The organism is Pandoraea soli (assembly GCF_902459595.1).
In the GTDB taxonomy this organism is placed as follows: domain Bacteria; phylum Pseudomonadota; class Gammaproteobacteria; order Burkholderiales; family Burkholderiaceae; genus Pandoraea; species Pandoraea cepalis.
This window is the reverse complement of the sequence record NZ_CABPSG010000003.1, coordinates 35,689-50,521: the sequence shown is the minus strand read 5'-3', so window position 1 is coordinate 50,521 and position 14,833 is coordinate 35,689. Positions and strand designations below refer to the sequence as shown.

Here is a 14,833-nt window from a genome sequence, read left to right as displayed (position 1 = left end):
CCAACATGACCACCACCGTGACTCAGAACGACACCGCGAACAAGGAAGTTCGCACGATCGACGGCGACTACGACGCCACCGCCAAGCAAAAGTCGCAAGCCAAGACGGCCCGCATCCCGATCAAGGTCGTGCCGATCGAGCGTCTGAAGAAGCCGGACTGGATCCGCGTGAAGGCGGCGACCCATACGTCGCGTTTCTACGAGATCAAGCAGATCCTGCGCGAGCACAACCTGCACACGGTGTGTGAAGAGGCGAGTTGCCCGAACATTGGCGAGTGCTTCGGCAAGGGCACGGCCACGTTCATGATCATGGGCGACAAGTGCACGCGCCGCTGCCCGTTCTGCGACGTCGGCCACGGCCGCCCGGATCCGCTCGACGTCGACGAGCCGCTCAATCTCGCGAAGACCATTGCCGCGATGCGTCTGAAGTACGTGGTGATCACGAGTGTGGACCGCGACGACCTGCGCGACGGCGGGGCTCAGCACTTCGTCGACTGCATCCGCCACGTGCGCGAGCTGTCGCCGCAGACCCGCATCGAAATCCTTACGCCGGACTTCCGCGCGCGTCTCGATCGCGCGCTGGGCATTCTGAATGCGGCGCCGCCCGACGTGATGAACCACAACCTCGAAACGGTGCCGCGCCTGTACAAGGAAGCACGTCCGGGCTCGGACTACCAGCATTCGCTCACGCTCCTGAAGGAGTTCAAGGCGAAGCATCCGGAGGTGTCCACGAAGTCGGGCCTGATGGTCGGTCTGGGCGAGACGGACGAAGAAATCCTGGAAGTGATGCGCGATCTTCGCGCCCACAACGTCGACATGCTCACGATCGGCCAGTACCTCCAGCCGTCGGAGCACCATCTGGCGGTGCGTCGTTACGTCACGCCGGACACGTTCAAGATGTTCGAGGAAGAGGCCTACAAGATGGGCTTCACGCATGCGGCCGTGGGCGCGATGGTGCGCTCGAGCTATCACGCCGACGTTCAGGCGCATGAAGCGGGTGTGGCCGACGCCATCTGATTCTCGCAAGCGACACGTCGTCGTCAGACACAGAACGCGGGCCGTCGAAAGACGGTCCGCGTTTTTGTTTGCCTTTCGATTACGAGGCGTCACAGGAGGGGCTCGGTTCAATACGCAATACGCGCGCACAAGTGGGCGCATGCCGACCAAGTCGCACCAAATGTGTTGCGATCTGCGGTGAACGTCGTCGAATGGAGCGCCTCACCCGCCAGCCGCGCATCATCTCGCCACGAAATATGCTGTAACAACCCTTGCCTTGTCGGTTCCCCGGCATTGTTTCAGAATATTGAAACCTTGTTTTGCTTAGCAAAACGATTCGACTGTCATGGGAATTCGCGGACAGACGTTCCGGACGCCCGCGAGGAGACTGCATGTCCCGTCAGGTCACCGAGGGCCGATATTTTGTGGAAGCGCCACAAGGGGGCCTGGGGAGGCGTTTGCCTCTGGTGATCGACGCACCGCACAGCGGTCACGTGTTTCCCCCCGATTTCGACACCATTGCGCCGACGGCCGCGATTCTCGCGTGCGGCGATGCCTATGTCGACGAACTGTGGTCCGTGTCCACGCATCACGGCGCGACGCTCGTTGCCGCGCTTTTCCCGCGCGCCTACATCGACGCGAACCGCGCGGAGCACGACATCGATCCCGAATTGCTCGCGAGCCTGTGGCCGCACGACGCGCGTCCGCAAGCCTATAGCGAGCGCGGTGTCGGCCTGCTGCATCGGTTTGCCGCACCGAACGTGCCGCTCTACGACCGGCGCTTGTCGGTGGCCGAAGTCGAGCGCCGCATTCACGACTATTACCTGCCATACCGTCACGCCCTGCGCGATGTGCTCGATGCGGCCTGGCAGCGTCACGGTGTGGTCTGGCACCTGAACTGTCATTCGATGCGTTCGCGCGGCGGGGCGCTCGATGTCGATGCCGGCATGTCGCGTGCCGACGTGCACGTGAGCGACGGCGACGGCACGACGGCCGATCCGGCCTTCTCGCGCTGGATCATCGCCGAGTTCGCACGACTGGGCTATCGCGTCGCGTACAACACACCGTGCGGTGAGGGCGGCGGCGGCGATCTGGTGCGTCACTTCGGACGCCCCGAGGCGCGGCGCCACAGTGTGCAGATCGAGCTGAATCAGGCGCTTTATCTGAATGAGTCGCGCGTCGAGAAGCATGACGGCTTTTCGACGCTGCAATCGCAACTTGGCCAATTCGCGGCGGCGCTCGCCGCCTACGCCGAACAACATAGCGAGGAAGTTTGATGGACTATACGGTCGCTTCGGTCGATACGGCGCTTACGCTGCTGTCGCTGGTCGGGGAGTGTCCCGGCCTGGGTGTGACGGAACTGGCGCATCGCGCCGGCCTGAACAAGTCGCGCGCTTTTCGTCTGCTGGCAACGCTCGAACAGCACCGCTGGGTGGTGCGCGAAGGCAGTCCGGTCACCTATGTGCTGGGCGCGCAGGCGCTGGTGTTGGGCGTGGCGGGGCATGAGCAGGTCAATCTCGTGAAGGTCGCCCATCGCCATCTTCAGGTGCTCAATCGCGCGCTGAACGAGAATATCCAGCTTCGCGTACGCGACGGGCTCGAGTCGCTGTGCGTGGCGCGCGTCGAGTCGACCCATGAGTTGCGCGTGCACGGGGTGGTCGGCAATCGTCGTCCGCTGTATGTCGGCGCATCTGGCCGCGTGTTGCTGGCATTCGCGTCCGACGACGTTCGCGCACAGGTGCTGGGCCGTCCGCGCAAACGCTACACCGCAGGCACGCTCATCGAGCGCGACGAACTGTCCGCCGAGCTACTCAACGTGCGCCGTCAGGACTGCGCGGTGAGCTTCGGCGAACTCGCGCCCGAGGCCGTATCGGTCGCGGTGCCCGTGCGCGATGCCTCCGGCGAAGTGATCGCGTCGCTGTCGGCGTCCGGTCCGTCGTCGCGCATGACGCGGGCCCTGCTGCCCGACATCTCGTCGCGCCTGTCGACCTGTGCCGCCGAGATCTCCGCGGCACTGGGCTATCAGACGCCGTTGCCGGAAGCGCTGTCCGCCTGAGCCTGTAGTCGGGCCGTGTCGTCGCCGCGGCCTCGGAATTCGCCCCGGGCCTTGGGCGACACGTCATGACCGCATGGATTTTCCGGAAATCCAGAAGGCCCACGACCACGTTTTCCAGGTTTCCGTATTGCCGACCTTCGGGTTTTCCACAGCTTCCATCATTAAAATCAAAGACTTGCGTTGTTGGCATGGGTATTGCTTTTGTAGGGTGCGTGCTGCCGCATGATCTGGTGTCCCTACGGGAATCCAGACGGGCCAGGCAAGCCGTCCCAATAAGAGAGGAGACCTTATGTTCAAGCAATGTCTTGCCGCTGCGGCACTGTGCGCAGCTTCGCTACACGCGTTTGCCGACGACGTCGTGCGTCTGGGAAATCTGAAGTTCGCCCACTATGGCGCGGTGTCGTACATGAAGGTCATCGGGCCGAAATACGGCCTGAAGATCGAGGAGCGGATGTTCGCCAAGGGGGTGGACATCATGCCGGCGATCGTGGCGGGGCAGATCGACGTCTCGGCAAGCGCGCTTGACGCGGCGATTGCGGGGCGCGCGCAGGGGGCGCCGATCTACGCGGTCGCCGGTTTCGCGAAGGGCGGTGTGCGCCTCGTGGCGAAGAAGGGCTTGCCGATCACCAAGGTGGCCGACCTCAAGGGAAAGAAAGTGGGCGTGGCCCGTGGCGGTGCCCAGGAGTTGATTCTGTACGCCGAGTTGGCCAAGGCCGGCCTGACGTGGTCGGACAAGCCGGGCAAGGACGTGCAGATCCTCTTCATGGCGTACGCCGATCTGAACCAGGCGCTGGCCGCCGGCAGCATCGATGCGATGTGCCAGTCGGAGCCGCAGGCGTCGCAGGCCATCAACAAGGGCTTCGGCGTGGAAGTGCTCAAGCCGTACGACACGCCGCTCGGCGAACCGGTGCGGGCCCTCGTGATCACCGAGAAGCTCTACAAGGAAAAGCCGGACGTGGCGCAGCGCCTGATGTATGCGTTCGTCGAAGCCACCAACTTCTTCATCCAGCATCCGCAAGCGGCTGAAAAGTTCGTGCGCGAGGACATGTTCAAGAACCAGATCACGCCGCAGGACTTCTCGGATGCCATCGGCAACTCGCCGTATAGCTACGACCTGAGCACCTCGCACGTACAGCTTACGACCGACCTGATGAAACAGTATGGCGTGGGCCGGCTGCAGGATCCGGTGCCGAAGGCGGACGACTGGGTCAAGCTCGACCTGCTCGCCAAGGCGAAGACCAAGCTGAACATCAAGTAAAGCGAGGCGAACGGATGGCCGCTGTCCTTGCTTCTTCGGGCGCTACGCGCACCGCGCGCATGATGCGCGGTGTGTTGATTCCGCTCGCGGTCGTGGTGATCTGGCAGATCGTCACGGGTCTCGGGTGGATCAACCCGATCATTCTTCCGTCACCGCTGGCGGTTGTCGCCAAGTGGTGGCAATACCTCAAACCGACCGTGACGATGGCCGACGGCGTCGGCGCGTGGCTGAATTCGAGCGAATTGCTCATGGACGCCGCCAACAGCCTGTATCGCGTGGTCATGGGCTTCCTCGTGGGCGCGGTGATCGCGTTGCCGCTCGGCCTGCTCATGGGCACCAGCAGCCGCATTTACGGGCTGTTCAATCCGCTGGTGCAGGTGGTGCGCCCGATTCCCCCGATCGCCTACATTCCGCTGGCCATTCTCTGGTTCGGCCTGGGCAATCCGCCGGCGTTCTTCCTGATCGCGCTCGGGGCATTTTTCCCCGTGCTGATGAATACCATCGCGGGCGTGCGCCACGTCGACGGCATCTATCTGCGCGCGGCCCGCAACCTCGGGGCGAGCCAGTTCACGATCTTTCGTCGCGTCATCATGCCGGCGGCGACGCCGTACATCCTGTCGGGCATTCGCATCGGCATCGGCACGGCGTTCATCGTTGTGATCGTGGCCGAGATGATTGCCGTGAACAACGGTCTCGGCTACCGCATTCTGGAAGCGCGCGAATACATGTGGTCCGACAAGATCATCGCCGGCATGCTGACCATCGGTCTGCTCGGCCTGGTGATCGACCTCGGCATGGATCGTCTCAACAACCACCTGCTCAAGTGGCACCGTGGTCTCGAAACCAAGTGAGGCGAGCGACATGCTGATCGAAATCGAACATGTGGGTAAGCAGTTCCCGATTCCGGGCGGCGTCGTCGACGCGCTCAAGGACATCGACCTGACCATCGGCGCGGGGGAGTTCGTCTGCCTGCTGGGACCGTCGGGTTGCGGCAAGTCGACGCTGCTCAACGCGCTTGCGGGCTTCGTGCAACCGACCTCGGGCGCCATCCGTATCGACGGTCGTGCGCATGCGGCCGCCGAGCCCGGGCCGGATCGCGGCATGGTGTTCCAGGAATACGCGCTGTTTCCGTGGATGACGGTGGCGCAGAACATTGCGTTCGGGCTGGAAATCAAGGGGATGCGCCGCGCCGAGATCAACGAGCGCGTGGACCTGCTGCTCGGCAAGCTCAACCTGCGTGAGTTTCGCGACCGGTTTCCGCGCGATCTGTCGGGCGGCATGCGTCAGCGCGTGGCGATTGCCCGCGTGCTTGCGCTCGACAGCCCGATCCTGCTCATGGACGAGCCGTTCGGCGCGCTCGACGCGCTCACGCGACGCACGTTGCAGGACGAGCTGCTGCGCATCTGGGAGGAGTTCAAGAAGACGATCATTTTCGTCACACACAGCATCGAGGAGTCAATCTATCTGGCCGACCGGGTCGTCGTCATGACGTACCGGCCGGGCACGGTCAAGCGAGACATGGTCATCGACCTGCCCCGTCCGCGTGACACGGCGGGCAGCGAATTCAATGAATTGAAGAAGACGCTGGCCCAGATGGTGATGGAGGAGCAAATGCGCTTTGCGCAAAGCGAAATTCGCGGCGTCACCGCGGATTGATAACAAGGGCGGTGGCTTGCCCCGCCGCCTGAAGAGGAAACAACATGCAAACTCAGACCAAAAAACCCTTCTACCGCATCCTGTATGTACAGGTGCTGATCGCCATCGTCATCGGCATCGTGCTCGGTCACTTAAAGCCCGATCTGGCCGTGCAGATGAAGCCGCTCGGCGACGCGTTCATCAAGCTGATCAAGATGATCATCGGCCCGGTGATCTTCTGTACCGTCGTGACCGGTATTGCCGGCATGGAAGACATGAAGAAGGTCGGCCGCGTTGGCGGCAAGGCGATTCTGTACTTCGAAATCGTCTCGACGCTCGCGCTGATCATCGGTCTGGCCGCGACCCACATCCTGAAGCCGGGTGCCGGGTTCAACGTCGACATCAACGCACTCGATCCGAAGGCGATTTCCGGTTATGCCGCGAAGGCCGCCCACGGCGAGACGTTCGTCGACTTCCTGATGCACTTGATCCCGAGCACGATCACCGACGCGTTCGCCAGGGGCGAGATTCTGCAGATCCTCGTGATTGCCATTCTGTTCGGCGCCGCCCTGGGCATGATCGGTGAGCGTGGCCGCGTGGTGACGAACTGGATCGACAGCGTCTCGGGCGTGCTCTTCCGCGTGGTGCACATCATCACCAAGGTCGCGCCGCTGGGCGCTTTCGGTGCAATGGCCTTCACGATCGGCAAGTACGGCATCGCCTCGCTGGTGCCGCTCGCCAAGCTCATGGGCACGTTCTACCTGACGTCGTTCCTGTTCGTGATCGTCGTGCTGGGTCTGATCGCCAAGTTCACGGGCTTCTCGATCTTCCGTTTCCTCGCCTACATCAAGGAAGAGCTGCTGATCGTGCTGGGCACCAGCTCGTCGGAAGCGGCACTGCCGCACCTGATGGAGAAGATGGAGAAGGCCGGTTGCTCGAAGTCGGTGGTGGGTCTGGTGATTCCGACCGGTTACTCGTTCAACCTCGACGGCACCAACATCTACATGACGATGGCCGTGCTGTTCATTGCGCAGGCGACCAACATCGACCTGACCTGGGGCCAGCAGCTCACGCTGCTCGCCGTGGCGATGCTGACCTCGAAGGGCGCTTCGGGCGTGACCGGCGCCGGCTTCATCACGCTGGCCGCCACGCTCGCCGTGATCCCGACGATCCCGGTGGCCGGGATGGTACTGATCCTCGGTATCGACCGCTTCATGAGCGAGTGCCGTGCGCTGACGAACCTCGTCGGCAATGGCGTGGCGACCATCGTCGTGTCGGCCTGGGAAAAGGAACTGGACCGCAACAAGCTCGCGCAGGCCATGTCCAAGAACCGCGAACCTGAGCTGGCCTGACGGCCGGCGGCGGCGGGTGCAGGCGCGTCACGTGAGTCGTTTCGCGTGACGCCATCGGCCCCCCGCCAACGCAAGATTTGCCACCGGGCGGCGCGGCACAGGCACAATAGCGCCTGAGCTTCGCCGCCCGGTGGTCCTTTGGTTTCTCCTGGTTTTGCGATGACGACAGGCGGCACGACCGCGCCGCCTGCCGCCATCGCCAGAACCGGCCGTCATCGACGTCGACAAAGGCGTACGCTGCGACCCAATGGCCACTCAGCACGACAACCCGATTCGCCCACGCGAGCGCCAGGCACCGGTAGGTGCCTCCGCTTCACGTACGGACGCTTCGCCCCCCCCGGCGCGACGAAGTCCCCATCGCTTTCGAGAGGACCGTGCCGATGCGCCGTTGGTCGTGGATCGCCGTCATGCTGTTGGCGAGCGTTCTGTTCTGCTGGTTGACGTACGCCCTGAGCTGGCAGCGCGGCGTGGCCGAACTGCGCGTGAACGCCGGCGCGCGGGTCGAGCGCTACGCGGGCAGTCTGCGCAGCACGGTCGACCGCTACGAATTCCTGCCGTATTTGCTTTCGCTGCATCCGGATGTGCGCGATCTGTTGCTGCATCCGAACGATCCCGCGGTCGTTCAGCGCGCCAACGATTATCTGTTCGACGTGAACCAGCGCGCCAAGGCATCGGCCGCCTATGTGATCGACGCGAACGGGATCGCGCTGGCCGCGAGTAACTGGCGCGAGAAGGCCACGTTCGTGGGGCAGCAATATCGTTTCCGCCCGTACTTCATCGATGCGATCCGGGGCGCGTTGGGCCGTTTCTATGGCGTGGGTACGACGTCGGGCGAGCCAGGGTACTTCGTCTCGCAGCCGATTGTGGTGGATGGCCAGGTTCGCGGCGTAGTGGTCCTCAAGCTCAACCTGGAGTGGTTCCAGCGTGCCGGGGCCGACGCCTCCGAGCCCGTCGTCGTGGCCGACGATCACGGCGTGATATTCCTGTCGTCCGAGCCGCGCTGGCAGTATCGGGCGCTCGCACCGCTCACCCCCGCGGTGAAGGCGGCGCTCGACAGCTCGCGTCAGTACTACAACCAGCACATCACGCCGCTCGCCTGGAGCGAGGACGAGCGGCTCGACGCCGACGGCGAGGTCGTGACCGTGCGCGACGGACGCGGCGCCGGCAAGATGCGCCGCTTTCTTGCTGTGCAGCGCAGACTGGGCGAGCCGAACTGGACGCTGATGTACTTCGCGCCGCTCGATCAGGTGATCGCCAACGCCCGGATCGCGGCGGTGGCGGCAGGCTGTCTCGCGGCGTTTACTTGCTTGCTGGGGGTGGCGTGGAACCAGCGGCGTCAGCGCGTACGCGACATGCTCAAGAGCCGTGAGCTGTTGCAATCGGCGTACGCGGAACTGGGCGAGCGCGTGGCCGAGCGCACCGCCGATCTGCAGTCGGCCAATGAACGCTTGCAGACAGAGGTGCAGGAGCGCTCGCGCACCGAGCACGAACTGCGCGAGGCGCAGAGCGAACTCGTGCAGGCGTCCAAACTCGTGGCGCTGGGGCAGATGGCCGCCGGCATCACGCACGAACTCAATCAGCCGCTCTCGGCGCTGCGCAGCTTTTCCGACAACACGCGCGTGTTGCTCGAACGTGCCGACTACGGGGCGGCGCAGGAGAACCTGGAGGCCATCGCGTCGCTCACCGATCGCATGGGCAAGATCACCGGGCAACTGAGGCTCTTCGCGGGCCGAGCGCGCCGTGGCGACATGGAGGCGTCGGTGCGCCGCGCGCTCGACAATACGGTGACGCTGCTGCGCGGGCGTCTGGCGGACATCCCATTGACGACGACGTTCGCTGACGGACTGGACGACGTGTACGTCGCCTGCGAAGGACTGCGTCTCGAACAGGTGCTGATCAATCTGGTGGGTAACGCTATCGACGCGGTGGGAAGCGTTTCCAGCCCGCACGCACCGCCGTCGATCTGGATCGATGTGGAGGCCGACGACCTGTGGGTGCGCATTTACGTGCGCGACAACGGGCCGGGCATTTCGGAGGCACATATGCCGCGACTGTTCGAGCCGTTTTTCAGTACCAAGGAGGGTGGTCAGGGCATGGGGCTCGGACTCGCCATCTCGTCATCCATCGCCCAGGAGAACGGCGGCCAGTTGGTCGCACGCAACGTTCCCGGCGGTGGCGCAGAATTTCTCGTGACGCTGCGCCGCGTGCAGCGCACCGGCGCGACAATCGCATGATGTACAAAAACCTTCAGATCTTATTTGTCGAAGACGACGAACTCGTGCGGCGTGCCACGCTGCAGAGCCTGCAACTCGCCGGACTCGACGCCTTCGGGCTCGCCTCGGCCGAAGCCGCGCGCGAGCGCATCGCACCGGATTTCGCCGGCATCGTCGTGTCGGACATTCGCCTGATCGGCATGAGCGGGCTCGAACTGCTGGCGCATCTGCGCCAGCATGCGCCCGAGGTGCCGGTGATCCTCGTGACCGGTCATGGCGATATTTCGATGGCCGTTCAGGCGATTCGCGACGGTGCCTACGACTTCATCGAGAAGCCGTTCGCGCCGGACCGGCTGATCGAATCGGCCAAGCGTGCGTTGGAAACACGCAAGCTCATGCTGGAGAACCAGGCCCTGCGCCGCGAACTGGCGGAACAGGGCGGGCGCGCCTCGCGCATCATCGGGCGCAGTCCGGCAATGGAGACGCTGCGCACGCTCATTGCCAACGTGGCGATGACCGATGCGCCGGTGCTCATCAACGGCGACACGGGCACAGGCAAGGAGCTGGTGGCGCGCAGTCTGCATGAGTTGTCGCGCCGCCGCGAAGCGCCATTCGTCGCGCTGAATTGCGGTGCGTTGCCCGAGGCGATTTTCGAGAGCGAGATGTTCGGTCACGAGGTTGGCGCGTTTACCGGCGCGGCCAAACGTCGCATCGGAAAGCTCGAGCATGCGTCGGGCGGTACGCTGTTTCTCGACGAGATCGAGAGCATGCCGCTCGCGTTGCAGGTCAAGCTGCTGCGCGTTTTGCAGGAAGGTGTGCTGGAACGGTTGGGCTCGAATCAGTCGGTTCGTGTCGACTGCCGTGTGGTCGCTGCTGCGAAGGGCGATATGGAAGCGCTGGTGCGCGAGGGCACGTTCCGTCGCGATCTGTACTACCGCCTGAACGTGGTGACGCTGGCGTTGCCGCCGCTGCGCGAGCGTCGCGAGGATATCCTGCCGCTGTTCGAACACTTCATGCTGGACGCCGCCGTGCGTTATGGACGTCCGGCGCCCGTGGTCTCGGATCGGATGCGTCAGGAGCTGATGCAGGCGGACTGGCCGGGCAACGTGCGAGAGCTTCGCAATGCGGCGGATCGTCTGGTGCTCGGTGTGGCGAGTGCGCCCGAGGGCGACTCGCTTGCGCCGCTGCCGCTCAAGGAACAGGTGGATCGCTTCGAGCGCGCCGTGCTGCAAGAGGCGCTGGAGCACAGCAAGGGCAACGTGGCGGCGACGGCCGAGGCGCTGCATGTGCCCAAGGCGACGCTGTATGAAAAGCTCAAGCGTTACGGTCTTCACACGCGCGGTCAAGGCGACGGCGGCGAGGGTGGGCGTTGAGGGGACTCGGTGATGCAGGACGCCGAATTCGGCGACAAAACAAAAGCGCCCCGAGGGGCGCTTGCGTTGCGGCGAGGACGGAGCGGTCAGGCGATAAGGTAAGGTGACGCGGCCGGGCGTGCCGGCGTCAAGCCTGCTTGCCCAGTGCCGTCTCGATGAGTTTGTCGAGTTCCGCATATTCCGGCTCGCCCACGTATTGCTTGAGCACCTTGCCATTGCGATCCACGACGAAGGTCGTCGGCGTGAGCTGGACGTTGCCGTACTGCTTGGCCACGCTGCCGTCGGAATCCATCGCCACCTTGAACGGCAGTTGACGCGACTGCGCATAGTTCACCACATACATCGGCGGGTCGTAGCTCATGGCGACCGCCACGAATTCCAGTCCACGGCCTTTGTATTTCTCGTACGTCTGCACCATCGTCGGCATTTCCTTCATGCACGTTGTGCAGCTCGTCGCCCAGAAGTTGACGAGATAAACCTTGCCCTTGAGTTGTTCGGTGCCGAGCTTTTGTCCCGAGAGCAGTGTGAATGTGGCCTCGGGCGCACGCTTCGGTCCGGCGAACGTGAAATACCCAGCGATCGCCACGACCGCGATGATCGCAATGGCGATGAGCTTGCTCAGGGGAGACTTGCGGGTGGTCGTAGCGCTCATGACACAGCCGTGTGGGGAGTGTTGTTCAAAGGATGACGACGATTCTACTCTGATTTCCAAACCCGACGCGTCGTCGCTGTTGCCCGCTTTTTCGGCATGGCTCAGCGTGTCGAGCCGTCGCGCCCGGCGCGCAACTGGGCACGTCCGCGCGCGATGGCATCGTCGAGATACGCGCCGTAGAAGTCAGGCAGTCCTGCGCCGATCAGCGGGTCGGCGACCGGGCGTCCGCTCGTATCGAGGAACAAAACCGTCGGCGATACCTTGACGCCGTGGTTGCGTGCCCAGGCAACGCCGGTCGTCGTCGAGCCGTCGAACTCGCGCACGGGCGCCGTGCTGTCCATGCCGATCTCGCGCACCTCGTATTTGCCACTGCGCACGAGCGGCGCAAGTTCGCGCTGACGGATCGGGCCGCAATAGACGCAGTCTCGCAGCGATACCAACACGATCAGCGGGGCGTCGAGCGACGCGGCGCGGCGGGCGTGAGCGGCGAAGTCGGTCGCCAGCGGCAAGGTGGCCTGTGCTTGTGCAGGATGCGCGCCGTCGTTCCGCGCGGGCGTTGCCGACCCACCGGCGCCGTCAGGTGGTGACGTGACGCCCGCGGTTTGCGCTGATGCGTGATTCCCTGCGGCAGGGGGCTGGTTACCGTTCGATGCCGGCGCCGCGGCAGCCGCGCCAATGGCGAAGACCGTCGTCAGCACCGTCAGCCCCCTCGCAAGGTTGCCGGGCCTTGGCAGGGGCGCCGCGGCATGACGCGCGCGTATGCGCGCGAGCGCGGATGTCGCGGACGCAAATGTCCCGCGTTTGTCGCAAATGCCGGGAGGCAATGGGCGGGATGAGTCGGCCGTGGTGCGTTTCATGCCGCCGATGATACCGGGATCTGCAACGACGCGTTTTTCGTGTCGCAACACATGGCGGATAATGGCGATCTCCTTTCCTTCCGGCTCATCCTCCTGTCTATGAATCGCGTTGCCCGTGTCTACGTCATGCTTGCCGCGACGATGGTGCTTGCCGCCTGTTCCCCTCGCTACGATTGGCGCGAGGTGCACGACAAAGACGGCGCGTATGCCGCCACTTATCCCGCCAAACCGACGCAGGACGCGCGCGAAGTGAAGTTCGCCTCCGGCGCATTGCCCATGCGCATGCAAGCCGCCCGGGTCGATGCGGCACTCTTCGCCGTAGGCGTGGTGACGCTGCCCAAGGACGACGCAACGCTACGTCAAGCGGTCCTTGCCGAGTTGCAGCATGGCTTGCTCGCGAACGTGAACGACGGGGCCGCCGCGCCGGTGCAGGTCATGGTGCGTCAGGCTGGCGACGCGCCCGCGATTCCCGGACTGGGCGTATCCGCGCAAGGCAAGGCCAGCGACAAGACGGAGCGTTACGTTGCGGCCCGTTTCGTCGGACGCGGCAATCACGTCTATCAGGTCGTCGTACTGGCGACGAAGGCGCCCGCGAAGGACCAGGTCGATCAGTTTCTCGATTCCTTCACACTGGAGTGATCCTCGCTTCGCCGCGCCCCCGTCACGATGACGGGGCTTCGCGATATTGCACGGCCTCCGCGACATGGTGGGCATCGATATCGCCAATGCCTGCGAGATCGGCGACCGTGCGCGCCACGCGCAGCACGCGGTGATAGGTGCGTGCCGACCAATGGTGTTGCGTCACCGCGCGGTGCAGAACGTCCTGTGCGTTCGGCTGCAGGGCGCACTGCGCCTCCAGCGCACGGCTCGACAGGCCGCTGTTCAATTGGCCTTGGCGTGATAGCTGGCGCTCCCGCGCCTGCCTGACGCGCGTCGCCACGACCTCGCTGCGCTCGCCGCGGGCCGGCGCGGCGAACGTTTCGGCGCTCAGCGCCGGCACTTCGACGTGCAGGTCGATGCGATCGAGCAGCGGGCCCGAGAGACGATTGCGATATCGCGCCACGGCCTCGCTCGTACAGCGGCAACTGCGCGACGGATGTCCCAGGTCGCCGCACGGGCATGGGTTCATCGCGGCTACGAGTTGAAACGCGGCAGGGAACGTGGCGTGTCCGCCCGCGCGGGAGATCGTCACATGGCCCAACTCCAGCGGTTCGCGCAGGACTTCGAGCACGCGGCGCTGAAATTCCGGTAGTTCGTCGAGAAAGAGCACCCCGCGATGGGCGAGGCTGATTTCACCGGGGCGCGGCGCGCTACCTCCGCCCACCAGCGCCGCGGCCGACGCCGTATGATGCGGCGCGCGAAACGGTCGCCGGCCCCAGTGACGCAAATCGAATCCATGTGCGCTCAGGCTGGCCAGCGTGGCGGCTTCTACGGCCTGCGCCTTGCTCAGCGCCGGGAGTAGCCCCACGAGTCGCGTCGCCAACATCGACTTGCCGGTGCCCGGTGGACCGTAGAACAGGATGTGATGTCCGCCAGCGGCCGCAACTTCCAGCGCGCGCTTGGCGTGCTCCTGTCCCTTGATATCGCCCAGGTCGGGGCGCTCGCTTGCCTGAGTGACTTCGCTGTCGGCCGATGCCCCCAGCGCCAGCGGGACGACGGCGCGCGGCAGCGGCGTCGCCACGTCGGGCTCGGCGAGATGTGCGCAGACGTCGAGCAAGGTGCGCGCACCATAGACGGTGGCGCCCTCCACCAATGCCGCTTCCTGTGCGCTACCCGCAGGCAGCACGAGCGCACGCGCCGACGGTTCGGCCAGCATGGCGCTCGCCATCGCCAATGCCCCGCGAACCGGGCGCAACTCGCCGGTGAGCGACAACTCACCCGCGAACTCGTGCGAGCGCAATCCGGCGTCGGGGAGCTGCCCGCTGGCCGCGAGGATGCCAAGCGCAATCGGTAGATCGAAGCAGCCAGACGCTTTGGGTAAATCGGCCGGCGCCAGATTGACCGTTTTCCGGACATGTGCGAATTGTTAGCATTTGGGGCACCGTGTAGCCTGTGTGCCAAGCTCTCATCTCATCTGCCCGCGTCAGTAGGCCGCTGCGGCGCTTGGTCGGATGAGAAAAGCGCCCACGTGAGGCGCTAGTTCATAGGGGGAGCAATGCGCGTTTTGGCTCATAGCAATCCGATGTGTTCTCCCTCGTAAGCTCTTTTTTCCAGGTCAACTAGGCGTTCACGAGCGATATCGGTCATCCAACAGATGAAATCCTTCCACGCTACAGATTAGTTACAGGTATGGAGAAACCACACGTTGGTTGTCCACATGGACAGACCCCAAAAAATTAACTCACGAACCGCCCCCGATTTGCACAGCGAGCGTAGGTTCTTTACTGGGGCGTGTGTGAAGGATTGTATTTTCAGGTCAGCGCACGCTCAGAAACGAGCTGC

12 protein-coding genes and 1 pseudogene are annotated in these 14,833 nt (G+C 64.2%); 10 read left to right on the top strand and 3 right to left on the bottom strand.

What is annotated here, in order from left to right:
• Nucleotides 1-5: 5 nt before the first annotated feature.
• The 9 genes from lipA to PSO31014_RS06675 all read left to right on the top strand — a co-directional run bounded on the left by lipA (nt 6) and on the right by PSO31014_RS06675 (nt 10,882).
• Complete coding sequence (gene lipA / locus PSO31014_RS06715; protein WP_246176435.1) at nt 6-1,016, top strand: lipoyl synthase; 1,011 nt, start codon at nt 6-8, stop codon at nt 1,014-1,016.
• Between the two features lie 371 nt (nt 1,017-1,387).
• Nucleotides 1,388-2,272, top strand: coding sequence for an N-formylglutamate amidohydrolase (locus PSO31014_RS06710; protein ID WP_150550900.1), 885 nt, complete (start codon nt 1,388-1,390; stop codon nt 2,270-2,272).
• A complete protein-coding gene (locus PSO31014_RS06705) occupies nt 2,272-3,051 on the top strand; it encodes an IclR family transcriptional regulator (protein WP_150550899.1) in 780 nt (259 codons plus the stop codon). The genes PSO31014_RS06710 and PSO31014_RS06705 overlap by 1 nt, the downstream gene beginning before the upstream one ends.
• Nucleotides 3,052-3,340: 289 nt before the next feature.
• Entirely contained in the window at nt 3,341-4,309 is a 969-nt protein-coding gene (locus tag PSO31014_RS06700; RefSeq protein ID WP_150550898.1) for an ABC transporter substrate-binding protein, read from the top strand.
• Nucleotides 4,310-4,323: 14 nt separating this feature from the next.
• Complete coding sequence (locus PSO31014_RS06695; protein ID WP_017235607.1) at nt 4,324-5,160, top strand: ABC transporter permease; 837 nt, start codon at nt 4,324-4,326, stop codon at nt 5,158-5,160.
• 10 nt (nt 5,161-5,170) lie between these two features.
• On the top strand, nt 5,171-5,965 hold the full coding sequence (locus tag PSO31014_RS06690) for an ABC transporter ATP-binding protein (RefSeq protein WP_150550897.1): 795 nt from the start codon (nt 5,171-5,173) through the stop codon (nt 5,963-5,965).
• A gap of 44 nt (nt 5,966-6,009) precedes the next feature.
• Nucleotides 6,010-7,296 carry a dicarboxylate/amino acid:cation symporter gene (locus PSO31014_RS06685; protein ID WP_150550896.1) on the top strand — a complete coding sequence of 429 codons (1,287 nt, stop codon included), beginning with the start codon at nt 6,010-6,012 and terminating at the stop codon, nt 7,294-7,296.
• A 380-nt stretch (nt 7,297-7,676) separates the two neighbouring features.
• Complete coding sequence (locus tag PSO31014_RS06680) at nt 7,677-9,530, top strand: sensor histidine kinase (RefSeq protein ID WP_150550895.1); 1,854 nt, start codon at nt 7,677-7,679, stop codon at nt 9,528-9,530.
• Nucleotides 9,530-10,882: a sigma-54-dependent transcriptional regulator gene (locus PSO31014_RS06675; RefSeq protein WP_150551211.1), complete on the top strand. Its 1,353-nt coding sequence runs from the start codon at nt 9,530-9,532 to the stop codon at nt 10,880-10,882. Before PSO31014_RS06680 ends, PSO31014_RS06675 begins: the two co-directional genes overlap by 1 nt.
• 127 nt (nt 10,883-11,009) lie before the next feature.
• On the opposite strand, the gene PSO31014_RS06670 is transcribed toward PSO31014_RS06675, so the two are convergent.
• Nucleotides 11,010-11,534 carry a TlpA disulfide reductase family protein gene (locus tag PSO31014_RS06670; protein ID WP_150550894.1) on the bottom strand — a complete coding sequence of 175 codons (525 nt, stop codon included), beginning with the start codon at nt 11,532-11,534 and terminating at the stop codon, nt 11,010-11,012.
• A gap of 101 nt (nt 11,535-11,635) precedes the next feature.
• The gene (locus PSO31014_RS06665; RefSeq protein WP_246176428.1) at nt 11,636-12,232 is read right to left on the bottom strand and encodes a thioredoxin domain-containing protein; all 597 of its coding nucleotides are present in this window, start codon (nt 12,230-12,232) and stop codon (nt 11,636-11,638) included.
• A gap of 258 nt (nt 12,233-12,490) precedes the next feature.
• Between PSO31014_RS06665 and PSO31014_RS06660 the strand changes: the two genes are divergently transcribed.
• The gene (locus PSO31014_RS06660; RefSeq protein ID WP_150550893.1) at nt 12,491-13,030 is read left to right on the top strand and encodes a hypothetical protein; all 540 of its coding nucleotides are present in this window, start codon (nt 12,491-12,493) and stop codon (nt 13,028-13,030) included.
• Between the two features lie 22 nt (nt 13,031-13,052).
• Here PSO31014_RS06660 and PSO31014_RS06655 read toward each other — a convergent pair.
• Nucleotides 13,053-14,417 (bottom strand): annotated as a pseudogene (locus PSO31014_RS06655) (YifB family Mg chelatase-like AAA ATPase); the annotation flags it as partial.
• Nucleotides 14,418-14,833: the final 416 nt, after the last annotated feature.